Annotated in this window: 21 protein-coding genes; 12 read left to right on the top strand and 9 right to left on the bottom strand. The window is 57.0% G+C overall.

The features are described from left to right. Window positions 1-77: 77 nt before the first annotated feature. On the bottom strand, window positions 78-2366 hold the full coding sequence (locus AUC45_RS04950; protein WP_067599241.1) for an LPS-assembly protein LptD: 2289 nt from the start codon (window positions 2364-2366) through the stop codon (window positions 78-80). Window positions 2367-2507: 141 nt separating this feature from the next. Between AUC45_RS04950 and AUC45_RS04945 the strand changes: the two genes are divergently transcribed. The 5 genes from AUC45_RS04945 (at window position 2508) to ndk (ending at window position 5742) form a co-directional block, all read left to right on the top strand. Continuing rightward, window positions 2508-3965, top strand: coding sequence for a leucyl aminopeptidase (locus AUC45_RS04945; RefSeq protein ID WP_067599239.1), 1458 nt, complete (start codon window positions 2508-2510; stop codon window positions 3963-3965). A 15-nt stretch (window positions 3966-3980) separates the two neighbouring features. Beyond that, window positions 3981-4133 carry a DUF2256 domain-containing protein gene (locus AUC45_RS15480; protein ID WP_082700973.1) on the top strand — a complete coding sequence of 51 codons (153 nt, stop codon included), beginning with the start codon at window positions 3981-3983 and terminating at the stop codon, window positions 4131-4133. Window positions 4134-4160: 27 nt separating this feature from the next. Further along, entirely contained in the window at window positions 4161-4595 is a 435-nt protein-coding gene (locus tag AUC45_RS04940) for a DNA polymerase III subunit chi (RefSeq protein ID WP_067599237.1), read from the top strand. A 79-nt stretch (window positions 4596-4674) separates the two neighbouring features. Further along, window positions 4675-5181: a hypothetical protein gene (locus AUC45_RS04935; protein ID WP_156423759.1), complete on the top strand. Its 507-nt coding sequence runs from the start codon at window positions 4675-4677 to the stop codon at window positions 5179-5181. Window positions 5182-5319: 138 nt separating this feature from the next. After that, the gene (gene ndk / locus AUC45_RS04930) at window positions 5320-5742 is read left to right on the top strand and encodes a nucleoside-diphosphate kinase (protein WP_067599231.1); all 423 of its coding nucleotides are present in this window, start codon (window positions 5320-5322) and stop codon (window positions 5740-5742) included. 20 nt (window positions 5743-5762) lie between these two features. Here ndk and AUC45_RS04925 read toward each other — a convergent pair whose 3' ends face one another. Genes AUC45_RS04925 through purM form a run of 3 tightly spaced genes read right to left on the bottom strand, consistent with a single transcriptional unit; the run spans window position 5763 to window position 9110 of the window. Further along, the gene (locus AUC45_RS04925) at window positions 5763-7007 is read right to left on the bottom strand and encodes a sulfotransferase (RefSeq protein ID WP_233998534.1); all 1245 of its coding nucleotides are present in this window, start codon (window positions 7005-7007) and stop codon (window positions 5763-5765) included. A 35-nt stretch (window positions 7008-7042) separates the two neighbouring features. Continuing rightward, window positions 7043-8020 carry a phosphoribosylglycinamide formyltransferase gene (purN, locus tag AUC45_RS04920; protein WP_067599227.1) on the bottom strand — a complete coding sequence of 326 codons (978 nt, stop codon included), beginning with the start codon at window positions 8018-8020 and terminating at the stop codon, window positions 7043-7045. Continuing rightward, window positions 8013-9110, bottom strand: a complete 1098-nt coding sequence (gene purM / locus AUC45_RS04915) for a phosphoribosylformylglycinamidine cyclo-ligase (RefSeq protein ID WP_067599224.1) — start codon at window positions 9108-9110, stop codon at window positions 8013-8015. Before purM ends, purN begins: the two co-directional genes overlap by 8 nt. A 69-nt stretch (window positions 9111-9179) precedes the next feature. Between purM and AUC45_RS04910 the strand changes: the two genes are divergently transcribed. The 4 genes from AUC45_RS04910 to AUC45_RS04895 are packed head-to-tail and all read left to right on the top strand — an operon-like array spanning window position 9180 to window position 12296. Continuing rightward, complete coding sequence (locus AUC45_RS04910) at window positions 9180-10502, top strand: hypothetical protein (protein WP_082700972.1); 1323 nt, start codon at window positions 9180-9182, stop codon at window positions 10500-10502. Window positions 10503-10522: 20 nt separating this feature from the next. Next, entirely contained in the window at window positions 10523-11164 is a 642-nt protein-coding gene (locus AUC45_RS04905) for an ATPase (RefSeq protein WP_233998533.1), read from the top strand. A 56-nt stretch (window positions 11165-11220) separates the two neighbouring features. Further along, window positions 11221-11934 (top strand): serine O-acetyltransferase EpsC, encoded by a 714-nt coding sequence (epsC, locus tag AUC45_RS04900; RefSeq protein WP_067599222.1) that lies wholly within the window; start codon window positions 11221-11223, stop codon window positions 11932-11934. Continuing rightward, a complete protein-coding gene (locus AUC45_RS04895; protein WP_067599219.1) occupies window positions 11934-12296 on the top strand; it encodes a DUF2794 domain-containing protein in 363 nt (120 codons plus the stop codon). Before epsC ends, AUC45_RS04895 begins: the two co-directional genes overlap by 1 nt. 22 nt (window positions 12297-12318) lie before the next feature. Here AUC45_RS04895 and AUC45_RS04890 read toward each other — a convergent pair whose 3' ends face one another. The 3 genes from AUC45_RS04890 to AUC45_RS04880 form a co-directional block, all read right to left on the bottom strand. Further along, entirely contained in the window at window positions 12319-12741 is a 423-nt protein-coding gene (locus AUC45_RS04890; protein ID WP_067599216.1) for a hypothetical protein, read from the bottom strand. 21 nt (window positions 12742-12762) lie between these two features. Further along, complete coding sequence (locus AUC45_RS04885; RefSeq protein ID WP_067599212.1) at window positions 12763-13692, bottom strand: SDR family NAD(P)-dependent oxidoreductase; 930 nt, start codon at window positions 13690-13692, stop codon at window positions 12763-12765. 132 nt (window positions 13693-13824) lie between these two features. Then, a complete protein-coding gene (locus tag AUC45_RS04880) occupies window positions 13825-14532 on the bottom strand; it encodes an HAD-IA family hydrolase (RefSeq protein WP_067599209.1) in 708 nt (235 codons plus the stop codon). A gap of 104 nt (window positions 14533-14636) precedes the next feature. Here AUC45_RS04880 and glmU point away from each other — a divergent pair, with 104 nt between their 5' ends. The 3 genes from glmU to AUC45_RS04865 all read left to right on the top strand — a co-directional run bounded on the left by glmU (window position 14637) and on the right by AUC45_RS04865 (window position 17000). After that, window positions 14637-16004, top strand: coding sequence for a bifunctional UDP-N-acetylglucosamine diphosphorylase/glucosamine-1-phosphate N-acetyltransferase GlmU (gene glmU / locus AUC45_RS04875; protein WP_067599206.1), 1368 nt, complete (start codon window positions 14637-14639; stop codon window positions 16002-16004). Then, complete coding sequence (locus AUC45_RS15475; RefSeq protein ID WP_082700971.1) at window positions 16001-16276, top strand: HNH endonuclease; 276 nt, start codon at window positions 16001-16003, stop codon at window positions 16274-16276. Before glmU ends, AUC45_RS15475 begins: the two co-directional genes overlap by 4 nt. A 64-nt stretch (window positions 16277-16340) precedes the next feature. Continuing rightward, complete coding sequence (locus AUC45_RS04865) at window positions 16341-17000, top strand: heme-binding protein (protein ID WP_067599199.1); 660 nt, start codon at window positions 16341-16343, stop codon at window positions 16998-17000. 50 nt (window positions 17001-17050) lie between these two features. Here the strand turns inward: AUC45_RS04865 and AUC45_RS04860 are convergent, their stop codons facing one another. Both AUC45_RS04860 and AUC45_RS04855 read right to left on the bottom strand, forming a co-directional pair. Next, window positions 17051-17302 carry a DUF1153 domain-containing protein gene (locus AUC45_RS04860; RefSeq protein WP_067603528.1) on the bottom strand — a complete coding sequence of 84 codons (252 nt, stop codon included), beginning with the start codon at window positions 17300-17302 and terminating at the stop codon, window positions 17051-17053. A 218-nt stretch (window positions 17303-17520) separates the two neighbouring features. Continuing rightward, window positions 17521-19665 carry a prolyl oligopeptidase family protein gene (locus AUC45_RS04855; protein ID WP_067599196.1) on the bottom strand — a complete coding sequence of 715 codons (2145 nt, stop codon included), beginning with the start codon at window positions 19663-19665 and terminating at the stop codon, window positions 17521-17523. Window positions 19666-19764: the final 99 nt, after the last annotated feature.

The raw sequence follows: 19764 nt of genomic DNA, 5'->3' as shown, positions 1-19764 counted from the left end.
TCTTTTAACCAGTTTCGTCTCGTGTGCCAATTGATCTGCCAATAATCTGTGCAGACCGCGTGCTCCGCAATAGGGCATCAAAATCCTAAATTACGCAGGGCAAAGAACAGCTGGTAGGAATTGCCGCGGGCAGCATCACCAGCGGTGATGAAGTCGCGGCGCCACGTGAGCCCGAATTCTATGCAATCATCCTGATACGCGATCCCCAACCGCGTGCGGATCGGTTCAAACCCGTCTGGCGAAAAGGTGGGGTCTTCTTCGGCCTTTGTGAGGTTGAATACTCCTGAACCAAAGGCTGACCAATTGCGAGCAAAGGCCACGCGGACGGCGGCGCGAACTTCCTCCCGGTCTTGCAAATCCTCAACCGTTTGAATGTCGCGATTGAGCCGCAGATAGCCGACTTCTGCATAAGTGCGCTGGTTTCCGACTGTGGCGTCAATTTCATTGCGGCGGATTGTGAAATTGTCTTTATCTAGCCGGAAACGGTGGGTTAACTTCACAAAATCGCGAAACCGAACCTGCGTTCGTCCAACAAAATCTGAAACCCTTTCAGATAGGCCGGTGCCATCGGGAAAGATGTCTCTCGCGGCATCCACGCGGTAGGATTGTCCGATATTGGTATCGACCCGCCAGCCGGGCTTTTGAAGCTGCCAATCCACGCCCCAGGTTATGCGCGTGCCATCTTCGACCCGGTCATATCCTGGAAAGCGATTGAGCGAGAACAGATTGGAATCCTCCAGATCAATCGCTCGCGCATCCTCATTGGGAACGGCGAGATTGCGGATAGAGGGGCTGGCAACGACTTGGACGCGCGGTGTCAACACCTGTGTTCCGCCAAAGGCCTCGCCAACGAAAGGCCATTCGATATCAATCGCTGCCAGGCCTATGGCGCGTCCGGTCCAACCTTCATTGCCGCGGTAAACCTCTGTGATTGTCGAGAGCGTGTCGCTGGTGTGGTAGACATCGCCGCGCACCAGAGCGCTTAACGTCACGACCTGGCCAAGATTGGTGAGCCGTCGCAGATCCCATTTCGCCCCGGCAAAGGCGCGCTGCGTGTCCTGCCCGTCGGTGCGCAGCAGGCTGAGTGTATTTGCCTGAAATTCAAGCGTGCCGCCAAGAAGCGGGTCATCAATCCGGTGGCGATAATCAATCGCAGGAATGGCAACCGGGATCTGCCCCTGATCGGCATTGATCCTTAGCGTCTGCGTCGCCCAACCAGCGATGGATAGATAGGAATCGTCGTCGATGCGCTCGGTGTTGATCGTCGAGCGCAGTCGATCATCGCGGCTTATATCATAACGGCGAAGGAATGTTCGGTCACTTGCGAGACGGACCGAGGCGGTCGTGCTCCATTCGGGGCTGAACTGGAACCGGCCATTGGCAAACAGATATCCACGCGCATCGCTTTGCGTATCGGGAACGCCGGTGAAGTCCGTGACGCGGCTGCTTTCGGTTAGGAATCCGGTAACCTGATATGCGCCTTTGTCCGTCAGATGGCGCCACTGCGCAGACACCATCGGTGACACTTCCGAAAAGACATAACCGCGCACGGTCAGGTCCTTGTTGTTCGCGAGCCGCCAATAGTATTCACCCGACAATTCGACGCCGTTCACATTGGTTACGCGAACATCGGGCACCAGAAATCCCGAAACGGCTTGCCCGTCGGTCCTGATGGAAAGACCCGGAAGCGGAAGGATGCGCGCGCCGAACAATTCGAGCATGGCACCACGAAAACGGACTTTGCTGTCGGTAGGATCATAGGTCACTCGGTCAGCGGTAATCCGCCAACTGGGATCCTTGTCGCATCCTTCTTCATCGCTGACAGCGCATGCTGTATACGCTGCATCGGTCAGAATGATTGTCTCATCCTCGCCGCGCTCGCCTGAACGTGCCGCCAATCGTCCGCCTGCACGTAAGGCGAGCAGCAATTCCGACATCGCGCCCGCCTCAAACTGGTCGGTCAACTCAATCGTTTCGGTGAAAAGCTGGTTTCCGCGATCATCGACTAGGCGGATCGAACCGCGCGCAAGTATCTGGCCTGTCTGGCGATTCCATTCGACTTCATCGGCGCGAACCGAGCGATCATCATTGCGTAAAACGACATTTCCGCGCGCCGTTACGACATCATTTTCGCTATCGTAGGAAAGCTGGTCGGCTTCAAAAGCAATGGCGCGGGCCGGGTCTGTCGCTTCTAGGATCGGGAGCGGGGTTTCAGTCGGTGCGTTTTCTTGTGCTGCCGCCTCTTCCTGAGCGTGAACGGGCGCGGTGATCGCAGCAGATAGCGCAGCACAAACGGCTATGGCGCTGCCCGCTTTCACGCATCGCACAGCGTGACCCCGTGCAGCGACCTTGAAACCTCCCGACATGGCTTGCCTATTGCACCGCTCGTGCGTAATCGCAATCGCCATTGCGAGAGCTTCCCATCATGCAGCGATAACTTGCGTGTTTGGCTAATAATTCAAGATCGATTGGCACTTATCGCTGCCTGATCGAAAGCAGGAGTATTCATGCATATCACCTTCACCCAGTCCGCACCGGAAAAGGTTCGCCTTCACGTGCGTATCGTCAATTCAGGCGCGGATCTGTCAGATCTGGATCCTGCCTTGATCGATGGCGCGAAAGCCGCCCGTTTTAAAGGCAGTCCGGGGCAGGTGTTTGAAGGTTTCGAAATGAATGAGGGAGTCCTGCAACGTACGGCTCTTTCGGGGGCAGGCGAAGTGGATGCTGACAAGCGCCGCTTGAATGTGGAGCGTGCAGGCGCTGCCTTGACTGCAAAGTACCTGACATCCGGCGAAAAAGAGTTGGTTCTTGATCTGAGCCATGCAGACCTTTCAGGCGAAGAGGCTGCTGCCGCTCTCTTGGGACTGCGGCTGCGCGCATTCCGTCATGATATGTATCGGACCAAGCTTGCCAAGGACAAACGCGCCACGCTCGAGAAAGTCCATGTGATTGGCGTGCCTGCAGAAACTGAAGCAATGTGGGCTGATAACGAAGCAATTGCGAAAGGCGTTGAGTTAAGCAAGCGACTTACCAGTGAGCCTGCGAATATCCTTTATCCTGAGACATTTGTCGAAGTGTGTGAAACTGCTTTCGAGGGGACGGGTGCCGAAATCACTGTCCTTGATGTTGAGCAGATGGAAGAGCTTGGCATGGGCGCGCTGCTCGGCGTTGGGCAGGGGTCCGTCCGGCCTTCGCGCATTCTTGCGATCAACTGGAAGGGCGGCAATCCGGGTGACAAGCCGACAGCAATTGTGGGTAAGGGCGTGACTTTCGATACAGGCGGTATCTCGCTTAAGCCGCCCGCTGGCATGGAAGACATGAAGTGGGATATGGGCGGCGCTGGTGCGGTTGCGGGCGGTATGCTTGCGATTGTTGGGCGAAAGGCGAAAGCCAATGTTGTCGCAGTGATGGGGCTTGTCGAGAACATGCCTGATGGCAACGCGCAACGCCCAGGCGATGTGGTCACGTCCATGAGCGGGCAAACCGTCGAAGTCATAAACACCGATGCCGAAGGGCGGCTGGTCTTGTGCGACGCGCTGCATTGGACTCAGGAAACCTTTGACCCTGCGCGCATTGTCGATCTGGCGACGCTGACTGGGGCAATGATTATCGCGCTCGGTCATGAACATGGCGGGCTGTTCGCAAACGATGATGAACTGGCTGATCAACTGCTCGAAGCAGGCGCTGCGACAGGTGACAAGCTGTGGCGGCTTCCATTGGCCCCTGCCTATGACAAGCTGATCGATTCGCCGATCGCCGACATCAAGAACGTAGGCCCGCGCGGTGCCGGCTCGATTACGGCCGCGCAGTTCCTTCAGCGCTTTATCCGCAAAGGCACGCCATGGGCGCATCTTGATATCGCGGGCATGGTCTGGGCGGATAAACCCGGCCACAGCTGGGACAAGGGCGCGACCGGATTTGGCGCGCGTCTGCTTGATCGGTTTGTTGCACGGTTCGAAAGCTAAGAAAGGGCGCTCACTATCCCCAAGATGCGCAAGAAATCGGACTTGCCCAGCAAGATCTGTGAGACTTGCGGGCTGCCTTTTACATGGCGCAAGAAATGGGCGCGCGATTGGGAAAACGTGCGATACTGTTCGGAGCGGTGTAAGAGAAACAAGAGTAAGGATGCTTAGTGCGCCGACGGAGCTATCACGAAAGAGATGAAACTCGATTTCTGGCAACTCTCACGCGATCCCGCTGACAAAGTCACCGCCTTGATTGCAGGGCGTGTGCTAGGCCAAGATGAGCGCCTTCTGGTCGTGAGTTCCGATGCCGAGCAGCGCGACATTATCGCCCGCAGTCTTTGGAGCGCTGGGCCGACAAGCTTTCTTGCCAATGGCGAAGCGGGAAGCGCTGGGGCTGAACGTCAGCCTATTCTGCTATCTGATACGCCGGAGCCCGCGAATGGGGCTACTCATGTGATCTTTGCCGATGGCAAATTCCGCGACACGACTGGATTTGAACGCGCGTTTCTCTTGTTTGACGATGCCACATTGCAAGCGGCCCGACAGACATGGAAAGCGCTCGAGGATCGCGATGGGCTTGAACGCTCGTTCTTCCGTCAGGATGGCGGTAAGTGGGTGAAGGTCGCCTGAGGAGCGACACCAAAATCGCCGCTTGCCCTCGGCAATCGAATGCGTGATGATCACGCGCGAGATTGGGAGGAACGTTTTGATGCGCGCACTTATAATAGCTGGACTTGCCGCGGTAACCCTTGGTGTTGGCGCATGCAGTTCGGAAAAGTCGGGCACCTTCACCGATGGCGATGGCAATACCGGCGAATACACCGTGGACAGCGAATCCGGCGAAACAGCAGTAACTGTCGAAACGGGTGAAGGCACTGCCACAATGCGTTCCGGCACAGATGTACCGGTTGATCTTCCTGGCGGTTTCACCATCTACCCTGGCGCGAAAGTCGCGTCGAATACCATCGTCAGCCACGGTGAGGGGGAGGGATCGATGGTGATACTCGAAACCGACGCAACGCCAGCCGAGCTTGCCGAATTCTATGGCGCACAAGCGAAAGATGCAGGCGTTGAGATCCAAATGGACATGACCACGGGCGACACGAAAATGCTGGCTGGCGAAACCGCGGAAGGTCTGGTTTTTTCATTGAACGCAACCCGGCAAGGCGATCTGACGACAGCTCAGGTCATGGTCGGCGACCAAATGGGTCGCTAGGCCCCACAAGCAAGCGCCGCAGCGCGTCCCCTCTTGCGATGAGGCTCGCAGGCGGCTAAGCGCGCGCCGCAATCACAACTTTCTGCCGTTCGTGCGCGCTTCGGTGCTCAATCGGCTTTTCATCTCAAGGAATTCACTATGGCGGTCACCCGCACCTTTTCGATCATCAAACCTGATGCCACCAAGCGCAACCTAACTGGCGCTGTCACCAAGATGCTGGAAGAAGCTGGTCTGCGTGTCGTTGCATCAAAGCGCATCCACATGAGCCGCGAACAGGCCGAGGGCTTTTACGCGGTGCACAAAGAGCGCCCTTTCTTTGGCGAACTGGTTGAATTCATGATGAGCGAGCCGGTTGTTGTGCAGGTTCTCGAAGGCGAAGACGCCGTAAAGCGCAACCGCGATGTGATGGGTGCAACCAATCCAGCCGAAGCTGAGGAAGGCACCATCCGCAAGGAACACGCTCTGTCGATCGGCGAAAACACCGTCCACGGATCGGACAGCGAAGAGAACGCAGCGATTGAAATCGCGTTCTTTTTCAACGACGACGAAATCGTCGGGTAAGTGGATTTGCCGCGCGGCTCCTAAGCGGCGCCGCGCGCCTCCATCAATTGTGCGTCGAACCGGCTAAGCTGTTCGGCGTGACCATGATGCGCGCTGCTTTCGCTCGATTGCATTGCTGCGCGCATGGCGGAGCGCGCCTCGGCAGAAAGCTCCATTCCGAGCTCTCGATAAGCGCGCGCAATCTCCCGTTCCCAATCAGCTGTCAGATCATCGAATGCGAGCCGGGCAATTGGACCGTTCCAGTTGTTAAGCGCTGCCTCACGTCGCTCATTCCGTAAAGCAATCTTGCGCTCGTAAAGCGCGGTGATCGCATCGAGATTACACTCATCTGATTGTATCGCCATTTGATTGGCAACGAGAGATACCGCGCTCTTAAGCACTGCCTCCTTGTCACGTTCTGCCACAACAACACGCGCATCGGGGAACAGTTTGAGCAGGCACGCCAAGTCTTCAGAGAATTGCGGTGCTTTCATTACGCGCGGGCGGTGCGCGCATTTCCTGTGCGCAGCATCGGTGCGCAAAACTCTTTCAAGCTCGCGATAGACTGGTTCCGGATCGCGTGCCTCGCTGAAGGCTGAGTAGCTTGGAATATGCCATTGCGATTCGTAAATGGAATGATTGAGCGCGCCTGCCAGCCACGCCAATTCCTCTTCCACTTCGCCGCTTGCCATGGGGTGGATCGATTGCAGCCAGGGATTAAGCGTCTCAAGCATGAAGAGATCAGCCCTGCTTTTGATCTGCCTCAGATCTGGAGTGCGGGGAACCGGATGCCAAGCGTCGCAATACCGCGTATGCGAATGCGCGGGATCGGCGGCCAGCAGCTTGTGAATACGGGTCGTTCCCGATCGCATATGGCCGATAATCAGTATCGGCGGCGCAATCTGAGTGTGCGCAAGATCGGGTTCGCGCTGCCAGAAATCACCGAACGACAGCCTCTGCGCGACCACTCGCGTAAGCTGGCCAAACGCCATTGCGCGGCCCAGGGGATTGAGTTTCGCCTCCGAATTGATCGCTTCGCAAAGCTTGCTGAGGCGGAGGCGAAAATCTTCGATTTCGCTTTCGCTTCGTTGCGCGGTCTCAGCATCGATTGCGCGCTCCGCGGTCTTGATCCCGGCGGATTTGGCCGCGGCGAGCCACACGGCTTCAGGCTCTACCGTGGCCTCGGGAAGCCAGCCTCGATCCCACGCCTTGCCCAGAAACCGGTTTGCACGGTCTGCGAACTTTCCGCGTGCCAGCAGATGATCTCTCGCGATCATTTTGCCCATGGACTCAGTCCCTCCTCATCCAAGAGGGTATTGAATCAGAACATGTCTGCCGCATCAAGCAGTTTTGTAAGCCGTTTTGGAGCGACCGAGCGCCAGCTGCGAGTGAGCCATTCTTCAACATGGCCCCAGTCTAGTCCGCTGCGGTTTAAGATAATGCCAACCCAGCCGCTTGCGCCATAAAAGGCCGGCTTGAAGTAGATGTCAGGCTGATTTTCGACGAGATTCAGCAATTCATCCATTCCGCTCGTTCTGACGAGAAGCGCAATGTGATCGCTGCCGTGATGCCGATCTGCGAAATAGGCGAAGAATTTGCCCGATTTATCGCCGCCCACTCTGAACCCGGGCGAGCCGTGGCTTTCGCGCTCGTGGGTTTCTGCCAGAGCAAGTGCCAGATTGCGGACTTTTTCTAGCAGGAAATCGGGATCATTCCCGCGTGATAGGTAATCGTTGACCGCGCGCGGAAATAGCTGGTGCTCAGCAATTCGCACCCGCATCGCAAGCGTGTCTGGCGTATCATCGGGCGCAATCGCGACCTTGACCTGCGCGATGACTTCGCCTGCGTCTAGCTCCGGCGTGACAACGTGGACGCTGGCCCCGCCATGGCCATCGCCCGCCTCAATCGCGCGCTGGTGCGTGTCGAGGCCCTTGTATTTCGGCAGAAGCGAGGGGTGGATGTTGAGGATGCGCCCCTGCCAACGCTCTACGAACCCATCCGACAGAATGCGCATGTAGCCAGCGAGGATGATCGCTTCAGCGCCCGCCTCCCTGGCCGCCTGCTCCATCGCGGCGTCTTGTTCTTCGCGCGAATGGCCCTTGTGTGAGTGGGCGAAGGTTTCAATTCCCTCGAGCGCCGCCAATTCAAGCCCCTTGGCATCGGACTTATTGCTGGCCACCAGCACAATTTCGAATGCCGAACTGTGCTGGCGACTGGCATAAAGGAGCGCTGCCATATTGGTCCCGGTGCCCGAAATGAACACCGCTACAGGCACGCGTTTCGCACCCTGATTAGCCATGGTGAACGGCTTCAAAAGCCTCGCGCGCTGACCATGTGCCACGTGATCCGCGAACGGTGCAGCCCGTCTTGCCCTGTGTGATCGAGCCGATGGCAAACACAGTTTCGCCTGCCTTTTCCAGCCGCTCCGTTACGGTGGCCGCATCATCGGCGGAAACCGAAATCACCATGCCAACGCCGCAATTGAATGTGCGCGCCATTTCCTCCGGCTCGATACCGCCTTGCCCTTGCAGAAATGCCATAAGGCGCGGCTGATCCCAGCTATCGGCATCCACTACGGCATGCGCGCCACCAGGAAGAATGCGCGGGATGTTTTCAAGCAGCCCGCCGCCCGTGATATGCGCAAGCCCATGTACGAGACCATCGCGGATAAGGGGCAAGAGGCTCGCGACGTAGATACGCGTGGGTTCGATCAACGCATCGATCAGCAAACGCTCTGGATCGAACAGTGCAGGGCGGTCCATTTTCCATCCAAAATCCTCAGCCAAGCGGCGCACCAGCGAATATCCGTTGGAATGCACGCCTGATGAGGCGAGGCCAAAGAGCACATCGCCGGGAGCCACCTTGTCTCCTGTCAATTGTTCTCCGCGCTCTACCGCGCCGACGCAAAATCCAGCTAGGTCATAATCGCCCGCCGCATACATGCCCGGCATTTCAGCCGTTTCTCCGCCTATCAGAGCGCATCCTGCCTGCTTGCAGCCATCGGCAATGCTGGCGACAACCCGCTCTGCAATCCCGTTTTCCAGCTTTCCGGTGGCGAAATAGTCTAGAAAAAACAGCGGCTCTGCGCCCTGGACGATCAGATCGTTTACACACATCGCGACGAGATCAATGCCGACCGTATCGTGCCGGTCATAATCAATCGCAAGCTTCAGCTTGGTGCCAACACCATCATTCGCGGCGACCAGTAGCGGGTCTTTGTACCCTGCCGCTTTCGGATCGAAAAACCCACCAAATCCGCCAAGCTCGCTCGTCGCTCCGGGGCGGGCGGTGGCTTTTACCAAGGGCCCGATTGCTTTCACCAAAGCGTTGCCAGAGGCGATCGAAACGCCTGCATCTTCGTAGGTATAACCAGTTTTTGAACCGCTCATGCGCAAGGCTTTACTCTTTCGCGCTTGGAATTCCACTTCGCATTGGGCAATAGAGCCACCGTTTCCCCAATGGCGACGTTTTTTTCCTTTTTTGCACCCGATGCACCCGCAGCGAAATCAGTATTTCGTGCGCCGCGTGTGAGCGCGCGTTGGATAGTCGCGACGCTTATCGCGCTTGGCCTTTTGGGCGGAGCCTACGCCATCGTGCTTGCTCAGGTGGGAGGGGAGCGGGGAATTGCACCCACTGCATCCAGTTCGGACATCGAAGTTCGCAATATCAAGGTGGATGAGCGCGGCGACGATGCCGAAGACGCTCGCTCCAAAGCGTGGCGCGATGCGCAAAGGCAGGCTTGGAAGCGCGTCAACGGTCCTCCGATCTCCGATGGACAATTGAGCTCCATGGTCTCGGCCATCGTTATCCAGCGCGAACGCGTAGGGCCAAAGCGGTATATCGCGACACTCGGCGTGATCTTTGATCGGCAAAGAGCTGGACGGTATCTGGGCCGGGGATCGCAAGCGCGTGCGTCTGCGCCGATGCTGCTGATCCCCGTTACTGCAAGCGCTGGGACTTACACAGCGTTTGAGCAGCGCAATCCCTGGCAACAGGCGTGGGCTGACTTCAACCCCGGCACCAGCCGCATCGATTACGTCCGTCCAAGCGGTGCGGGGAGCGATTCGCTTGTGCTGAATTTCGGCCAGACTGGCAGGCGCAGCCGGGCATGGTGGCGCAACACTCTCGATCAGTATTCTGCTGCGGATGTGCTGACGGCGATAGCACGGCTTGAGCACCAATATCCTGGCGGACCGATTTCAGGCACTTTCGTTGCACGCTACGGCCCCAACAATACTGTGTTGGAAAGCTTTCGACTGGAGTCAGAAGGGCCCGACGCTCTCCCTGATATGCTGGGCGAGGCAGTCGAACGTATGGACGGCATTTTCGAAGAAGCTCTAACAGCGGGCAAGCTGAGGCCGGATCCGACCTTGAGCTTTGGTGGGAGCGGTCAGGTGGATCCTGCCATCGCGCGTCTGGTCGAAATCGGCCGTGCGATCCGCGCCCGCGATGCCGCCGCACGCCGCGCTGCAGAAGGTGGCGAGGATACGCAAGGTAGTGAAGGGGGAGAAGGCACTCAGCCAGCCGGCCCGCCCGCCGCCGCGCCGAGCAGCTTCACCGTCCAATTCGCAACTCCTGATGCTGGAAGTTTTGACACAGCGATCTCGTCCGTTCGCGCAGCACCCGGTGTAGGCGGTTTGAGCGTCACGAGCACAGCGATCGGCGGCACTTCGGTAATGAGTGTTCGCTTTACTGGCAGCATCGATCAATTGGCAGCAGCGCTCCGCGCACGCGGTTTCAACGTGGTGCAAGGCGCAAACGCGCTCGCGATCAGCCGCTAGGGTGCTGGAAAGCCCCGATAATGGCCAAGGCTGCTCCTGACATTTCTCAAATTGCTCTCCCCTTGGAGATCGCCGCCAATGGCGCGGAACGGCGTATTGTCATCGGCAATGCAAACCAGGCTGTGATCGAAGCGTTGAGCGAGCCTTCACGATGGCCGTTCCACACCGCCGTGCTGACAGGGCCACCACGCTCGGGCAAATCCCTTCTTGGCCGATGGATGGCAGGGCAAGGCGTCACCGTGATCGAAGCCGCTGAAAAGCAGGATGAAACAGAGCTGTTCCATCGGTGGAATGCGAGCCAAGAGGGCGGATCCAAGGCGGGAGAGCCTTTACTGCTGATTGCTGACACTATGCCGTGGGAGATCAAATTGCCCGATCTAAAATCTCGGCTGGGCGGATCGATGCAACTTGAACTGGGCGAACCCGATGACGCCATGGCGGCAGATTTGATCGAGGCACTTGCAAGCCAGCGCGCGCTTACTCTCGCGCCGGGGGCAGCGGATTATCTGGTTCCACGGGCCAATCGCAGCATTGCAGAGCTGGAGCGATTGGTTGCGACAATCGATCGCATCAGCCTTGAACGCGCCGTGCCTGCCACCATGTCGGTGTGGAGGGCTGCACTAGAAGCCCTGCAAGGGCCAGAGCAGAAACGTCTGATTTAGCCCCTGAAAGAACATCGATATTTGCATTTCGATGCAATTGATGGGAGGAAAAGAGCATGTTTGACCGGCTCAAGAGTTATCTGGACTCTGTGCACGCTCGCGATCCTGCACCGCGTTCGCGCTGGGAAATCCTTTTATACCCAGGTGTTTGGGCTCTTGGACTGCACCGGATCGCGCATTGGCTGTTCGAGGCCAAACTCTATTTCCTCGCCCGCATGGTGAACCACACGTCACGGTTTTTGACCGCGATTGATATCCACCCGGGCGCGACCATCGGCAAAAACTTCTTTATTGACCATGGCTTTACCGTGATTGGAGAAACGGCTGAGATCGGTGATAATGTGACGATTTATCAATGTGTTACCTTGGGCGGAACCAACCCCACCAATGGTGAGGGCGGTAAACGTCACCCGACGCTAGAGGATAACGTGATCGTCGGATCAGGCGCGCAGATCATTGGACCCATCAAAGTCGGGGAACGCGCACGTATTGGTGCAAGCGCTGTCGTTACAGATGACGTGCCAGCGGGTGCCACCATGGTCGGCCTCAAAGCGCGATCAACGCTCGTCCCGGCTGAGGAATGGATCAAGGATTTCATTCCCTACGGTACGCCGAATTGCGAGGATGCCGAGGGCAACAAAGTCGATTGTATCGAAAAACTTGAAGGCGAACTCGCGGCTATGAAGGCTGAAATTGCGGCTTTGAAACAGGCGCAAGTCGCACCGACCGATCCGATTGTTGCATCCAAGAAAAGCGGGACGGCTGATTGATGGGGCCTAATCCGGGCGCATCGGGTCAAGTTGTTGCATTTCCTGCTGGCCGTTCAGGCCAAGTCGGATTTGAACGCGCCGAATTGCAACGCATCCTCGATCTCTATGGCCGCATGGTGGCAGCTGGCGAATGGCGCGATTATGCGATGGATTTCACCAAGCAGGCAGCCATTTTTGCTGCCTTTCGCCGGACATCCGAAAAGCCGCAAGCACAGCTCGAAAAACGTCCCGCCCTCCGCAATAAGCAAGGCATGTGGACGCTATTTGGTGAACACGGACAGGTGCTGAAACGAGGGCATGATCTTTCCAATGTGCTCGCACCCGTCGAGCGGCGCCTCTTGAAAGCGGTCGATCTGGATTAGGCCGGGTTAGCTTTGGATCAGCTCAATACGCCGCGATTTGGCTTGCGCGTTCGATCCGTTCTTTGTGCGCTAGGATACCGATCAGGCCGCCGCCGACGATCACATCAAAGCCCGCGCAAAGCGGAGGATACCAGTCTGCAACGCCCGTATGTGGGCCAACAAATGCATCATACAGGCTATGCAGGAAAATGGCTACGCCGATTGCGGGCAGCCAGCGGCGCATTGCCAAGAGCGCGCCGCCAAAGAACACGCCTGCGACCATAACTTCAAAGACTACATCGGTAAGGTCGCCTGAAACGAGGTGGGCGCCGATATAGATCGAAAGCATCGCGCACAGCACTATTACGCCCTGCGCTGCGATGATTCTGGATGACAGCCGTGCACAGATGGCAAGGAAGCTTGCTCCCAAAACCACTCCGATAAAGGCTGCCAACCAGTAATCCATCGTTAGGATGGTTAAGCGAAATTAACCACGAGCGCTAGACGGTCCTGTACCAGTTACTTCCTGCATGGCTTTTAGGATCGCGCCCGATTGTTCGCTGCCCGATTGTGGGGCGACGAGGTTGGTGAACGAGCTGATCTTGTCCCAGTTATCAGCAAAGCCTTCGACGGTGCGTTCGCCATCTGGCAACCACACTGCATCATTCATCACGACCCATGACGAGTGGAAACCGCCAGCACCGGCGCCAACGATTGCGTTGGTCGGGCTATCTTCGCTGACGAGGAAAAGCGCTGCCGGGACCACGTTTTCAGGGGCAAACAGTTTGAAAGCTTCTTCGGGGAAGAGATCTTCGGTCATACGTGTGCCGGCAACTGGCGACAGCGAATTGACGCGGATGTTGTACTTAGCGCCTTCGAGCTGAAGCGTCTTCGTTAGGCCAGCAAGGCCCAGTTTGGCAGCGCCGTAGTTAGCCTGACCGAAATTGCCGAAAAGACCCGTCGATGATGCTGTCATCAGGACACGGCCATAGCTTTGCTCACGGAAGGTTTCCCAGCACGCCTTTGTGACAAATGCAGAACCGGTAAGGTGCACTTTGAGAACGAATTCGAAGTCTTCCGGGCTCATCTTCGCGAAAGTCTTGTCACGAAGGACGCCCGCGTTGTTGATGAGGATGTGAACGCCGCCCCATTTTTGTTTGGCATCGGCGACCATTTTTTCCATTTGATCGTATTCGGTGACAGAGCCGCCGTTGGCCATTGCTTCGCCGCCAGCTGCTTCGATTTCGGCAACCACTTCGGCGGCTGCATCGGATGTGCCCGTGCCATCGCGCGAGCCGCCCAGATCATTGACGACGACTTTCGCGCCGCGTTTTGCGAGTTCAAGCGCATAAGCTTTGCCCAGACCGCCGCCTGCGCCGGTGACAATCGCGACCTTATCTTTGAAATCGATGCTCATGAGACAATCCTCTTCGTATTCTGAGTGGGGGTGCGCGCTTTACGCGAGCGTAAACGTAAACTGTGGGCGCTGCGTGGCACTTTTACATGAGCGATGCAACCGCGCGATTGCGCAATTCGCAATGCCGTAGGGTTAGTTGCCGCTGTGAAGCTTGAGAGCAGCAGGAATCAATTGATCCAGCGAATCGATCACTGCATCCGCGCCCAATTCTGACGGAGGCTTGTCACAATATCCATACGCCGCTGCGATGATCGGCACATTGGCTGCTTTGGCGGCTGCGACATCATAGGTGGAATCGCCGACAAACAGCATCGTTCCACCGCCACATCGTCTGTTGGCTTCAATCACGGGTTCGGGGTGAGGTTTTGACAGGAACCTGCCGTCCGCATTTTTGCCCATGCTGTCCCCGCCGATCACCGTTTCGAAGGGCTCGAGAAAATCGAGCTGGGAAAGGATGGAGCGTGCAAACTTTTCAAACTTGTTGGTGACGACTGCGACTTTGATCCCTTGAGCAGAGAGCTCAGCCACCACTTCGCGTGCGTGGCGATATGGCTTGGAGTGAACTGCGTTGTTCTCTGCGTAATAACGCAACATGCCTTTATAGAGTGCGCGAAAATCATCGCCTTCCAGCCCGCCAGGGATACCGCCTTGGGCCTGGACCGCCTGAGCAAGCATCGCTTTCGCGCCGCCGCCAATTAGATCTTTGGACGTGTCCACCGGAACTGGCCGATATGCGCCAAGGCTGAGCGCATGGTTCACCGCTTCACCCAAATCGCGGAACGTATCTAGCAGTGTGCCATCGAGATCAAAGCCGACACAATTGTATGGAAAATCAGTCATCGAAAATATGCGTGGGCTAACAGACTTAAGATCGCAAGCATTTGCTGCGGCGCGCTCGCTTCGATAGAACCGGCGCTAACAAATTGACGGACGGATTTGCCTTAATGACCGATTTTGCTGCCATCATTCTCGCCGCTGGCAAAGGCACGCGCATGAAAAGCGATCTGCACAAAGTGCTGCACCCCATAGCGGGTAAGCCGATGCTGCATCATCTGCTCGATAGCTTTGCTGCTTTGGATCCGCAGCGCACGGTTGTTGTGGTGGGTGATCGGCGCGAACAGATTGATGCCGCGCTGGAAGAGCGGGATGTGGTGACGGCCCTGCAAGATCCGCAACACGGCACCGCGCATGCGGCACTGCAGGCGAAGGAGGCCCTCCGGGGGTTTTCGGGCAACATCCTTGTGACATTTGGCGATGTGCCGATGGTAACAGGGGAGACGGTGCAGCAGCTCGTCGATGCGCTTTCCGGCGGTGCAAAGGTGGCGGTGCTCGGTTTCCGCCCCGAAGATCCGCTAGCCTACGGCCGCATTATTGCAGATGATAATGGGCTCGTTCGCAAGATGGTCGAATTCAAGGATGCAAGCGATGAAGAGCGCGGGGTAAACCTCTGCAATTCCGGACTGCTGGTTGCGCATTCGGACGATATGTGGCCGCTCCTCGATGCGGTTGATAACAACAATGCGCAAGGCGAGTATTATCTTCCCGATGTCGCAACCGGCGCGATTGCGCGCGGCGACAAAGTTGTTGTGGTCGAATGCGAACCGGACGAGGTGGCTGGCATTAACAGCCGATCAGAACTCGCTGCGGTTGAACGGCGTTGGCAGGCGGCGCGGCGAGAAAAGGCAATGGCGGATGGCGCTAGCCTGCGCGCGCCGGAAACGGTGTTCTTTAGCCATGACACCGTGCTGGGACGTGACGTCACCGTCGAACCGCACGTAGTGTTTGGTCCCGGTGTGACCGTTGCTGATGGTACCCATATCAAGGCCTATAGCCATATTGAAGGAGCGACCCTTGCTGCCGGCGTTCAGGTCGGCCCGTTTGCGAGGCTACGCCCCGGCGCTGTCATGGAAGAAGGCAGCTTTGTCGGCAATTTCGTCGAGATGAAAAAGGCGACTTTGGGCCCGGGAGCAAAGGCAAGCCATCTCTCCTACATTGGAGATGCGAAAGTTGGCGCGAATGCCAATATCGGTGCGGGTACTATCACGTGCAATTACGACGGCTATTTCAAATACCAAACGGTTATCGGCGAGCGTGCATTTATCGGTTCGAACTCGGCCCTTATAGCCCCTGTAAACATCGGAGCGGATTCCATCGTTGCTGCCGGATCGACAGTTAGCCGCGATGTGGGCGATGGTGAACTGCGCATGGTGCGCGCAGAGCAGCTTGTAAAACAGGGCTGGGCCGATCGCTTTCACGACACCATGAAGCGCAAGAAGGCTGCGCAGGCGAAAGAGACTAAGAAGGACGCGTGAGCGATCCTGACGATCTCACCTGCTGGCTTTGCGGGCGACCGTTTGAAACGCTAATCCAGTGGCATCACACCGTTCCGAAGTCGAAGAGGGGAGGCGAGACAGTTCCAGTCCACCCCATCTGCCACAAGGCAATTCATACGAACTACACCAATGCTGAGCTTGCCCGGATTGGCGATGATCCAGAGCTTGTCCGCGCGCATCCAGCGATTGCGAAGTTCGTGAAGTGGGTCGCCAGTAAGCCGCCCGATTTCCATGCGCCAACGCGGCGATAGCCAGAATTCCGGGAACCAATCCGTCGCGTAGCTGCTCATAAATAGAATAGCAGGAGTGCGCGCAATGGGTGTGAAGACATGGATCGGTTTGGGATTGGGCGCAATCGCGCTGGGCGTTGCTGCTGTCGCCTATGCGCAATATCGGGATATTGAAGTGCTTGACCACACAGTCGTAAAATCGGAAGATGAGTTCGAACTGCGTGAATACGAACCCATGATCGTTGCTGAAGTCACGCATTCCGGATCGCGACAGGAGGCCAGCTCGCGCAGCTTTCGAAGGCTTGCTGCGTATATCTTCGCTCAGGATCGGCCCGAGGGCGGGGAGAAAATCGAAATGACATCTCCCGTTTTGCAGGATCGCGTCGATCAGAACGAGAAAATCGCGATGACATCGCCTGTTCTCCAGAATGAAACCGAGGTAGACACATGGCGCATGCGCTTCGTCATGCCATCCAAATTCACGATGGAGACCCTGCCAACGCCGCCCGAGGATATAACTCTAAGTAGTGTTCCCGCTCGGCGCGTTGCGGCGGTGCAATTCAGTGGCAATGGAAGTGCCAATGATCTGGCAGATATGGAAAAGCTGCTTTCCGATTGGATCTCGAGCCAGAACCTGACGCCCAAAGGCGATTTCGAATACGCTTTTTACGATGCGCCCATGGTGCCTGGGCCGCTTCGCCGCAATGAAGTGCTTATCGAAGTTGCTGAGGACGCGGCTGACTGATTGGACCTACCAGGAAGGCCAATATAGGGGGTAGCCAGCCGCGCTGTGCCTCAGGCGCGCTCGAGGGTGTTAGCGCGATCTGTTGTTTCGATGTTGGCAACGCCGCATTCGCGTTCCCATTGTTCGAACTCACTACGGCTCAAGAGATACCGGTCACGCGCTTCGTGAAAGCTGATGGCGCGATCGTGAACTGCACGCACGACGTCTGCTTTACGCGTTTTTGACCAGTGGACCTTGTGGCTTTTTGGCAGGCCATAGCTTTTGATGACTTCAGCCATCGACATGTGATTGGGGTACGTCATTTCATATTCTCCTTCGTTGGCCCCCGTGCCGTGAACGATTTCGTGGGAACGCATTTAACCAGAGCCTGCCAAACATGGTTAATTTCGCTTTAATGACGCCCCCCGTGCTTTGCCTGCGATGAAGTGAGGGTAAACTGTCGAATAATTTTACATCTGAACGAAAAAGGCCCCGGCGCGCGTAACGCCGAGGCCCGATTTTTCGTTGTTATCTTAGGAAGTTAACCGCCCTCACGCGCATCCATAAGACGCCGCATCAAGTATACATATTGCAATGCCTGAAGCTTTGCGCGCTGCTCATTATCAACCCCGCCAGAGTGTCCTCCGGTCATATCTTCAAAGTAAAAATAGGGCTGGCCAAGTTCCTTAAGACGCGCGGCCCCTTTGCGGGCGTGAGCGGGGTGTGTGCGGTCGTCAGCGGTGGATGCCCAGAGGAACGGCGTGGGGTAGTCAACGCCTTCCACAATCTTCTGATATGGCGAATATCCTTCAATCCATGCACGCTGTTCCGGGATGCGCGGATCACCGTATTCACCAATCCACGATGCGCCTCTGCCGATCAGGTGGTAGCGCAGCATATCGAACAGCGGGATCTGCACAATGGCAGCGCCAAACAGATCAGGACGCTGGGTAAATGCGGTGCCGACCAACAGTCCGCCTTGAGACCCCCCTTGAATGCCTAGGTGTTCTGGAGAGGTGAATCCTCGCTCAACCAGATCCTCACCCACAGCGATAAAGTCATCCCAAGTGCGCTGCTTGTTCTCACGGATGGCTGTTTGGTGCCATTCAGGACCGAATTCACCGCCACCACGTAGGTTTGCGAGGACATAGGCACCGCCCCGCTCCAGCCAAAGCTTGCCCGTTGTGCCAAGATAGCCGGGGAGGCGCGGTATCTGGAAACCGCCGTACCCGCTCATAAGGACGGCGGTGTCGCCAGTCATCTCCATGCCGGCAGGCTTGACGATGAAATAAGGGATCTTGGTCCCATCCTTGCTCACCGCTTCGTGCTGTTCGACATCCATACCCGCCGCGTCAAAATAGGATGGCGATGTCTTCAGCACCGCCGGAGCATCGCTCCCATCGGTGTAATAAAGCGTGGTGGGGTTGAGGAAATCCGTCACCGTGAACATGATCTGCTCGCTCTCAGTGGAGCTTGCTGCAATCCCTACGGTTGCGTTGCTTGGCAGGTCCACTTCCTCACTTACCCACGCGCCGTCTTCGAAGTTGAATTTCAAGACCTTGCCGACGACATTGTCGAGCATTCCCACATACAAGGCGCCCGCTGTGATCGCGCCGCCGCGTTTCGTCTGCCGCTCGCCCGGTGCCCAGACGAGTGTTTTTGCCGCTGCATTGGGGTCCTTTTTCCATTCGGCGAGATCAGCCGCGATTAGGCTGTCGGCAGGGAATGTCTGATCGCCCACGGTCCAATCGACATCAGTCGTGAACAGCATGTGATCATCGACAATGCCGTAAAGCGAAGCCTTCAATGGCATGTCGAGCTTCACCCACTCAAAGTTTTCAGGATTGAGCCAGTAATTCTCACGCTCATGGAAACTGGTGCCGCGAAAGGCTGTGGTCGCGTGAATTTCTCCCGTTGCATCGCGCACCAGCGTTGCACTGGCCCATACATCGCTTGGTTCGCCGCGATAGATCTCCTTGGCCTCGGAAAGATCGGTACCACGCTTCCAGGCGCGCGTGGTGAAAGGGTATTCGCTGTCCGTCAGCGTGCCTTCACCGAAATCACGGCTTACGAATAGCGTGTCTTCATCGACCCATTGGATGCCGCCCTGGCTTTTTTCAGGCAGTTCAAATCCGCCTTCGACGAATTCGCCGGTGCTCGTATCAAACTCACGCATGATGGTCGCGTCTTCACCGCCATCGCTCAATGCGATCATGCATTTATTTAGAGCAGGCGGCAGACAGGTTGAACCCTTGTAAACCCATTCCTTGCCGTCCTTTTCGGCAAGCGCGTCGACATCGAGCAGGATTTCCCATTCAGGATCATCAGTCTGGTAGCTTTCAAGCGTCGTGCGTCGCAGCAAGCCCTTGGGATTTTCTTTGTCCTGCCAGAAATTATAGAGGCCATCGGGGCGAAAGCTGACATAGGGAATGCGATCTTCGCTGTCGTAGATCGCGAGCGCTTCAGCTTTCAGTTCTTCAAAGCGCGGATCCGCTTCGAGCACGCCGAGCGTGCGCTCGTTTTCCGATTCAACCCAGGCGAGCGCTTCATCGCTGCGCGCTTCTTCTAGCCAGATAAACGGGTCTTGTTCAGGCCCAGGAACGCCATCATCCGCGGCTGCTTCCAATTCGGTTTTGTCAGAGTGATTGTCGGCGGCGCTAGCGGCGCTCGTTGCGGTAATGCTCATGGCGGCTGCCAGAGCGATTTTGGACGTGAAGTTCAAGTGGTCTCTCCCCGGAGGATGGAATAGTTGCGTTTTGCCGGGGAAGGGGGCGTTTGTGAAGGC

Source organism: Erythrobacter sp. YT30 (assembly GCF_001542875.1).
Classification (GTDB): domain Bacteria; phylum Pseudomonadota; class Alphaproteobacteria; order Sphingomonadales; family Sphingomonadaceae; genus Erythrobacter.
The sequence above is the reverse complement of the archived record's forward strand: the minus strand, read 5'-3'. Positions and strand labels throughout refer to the sequence as shown.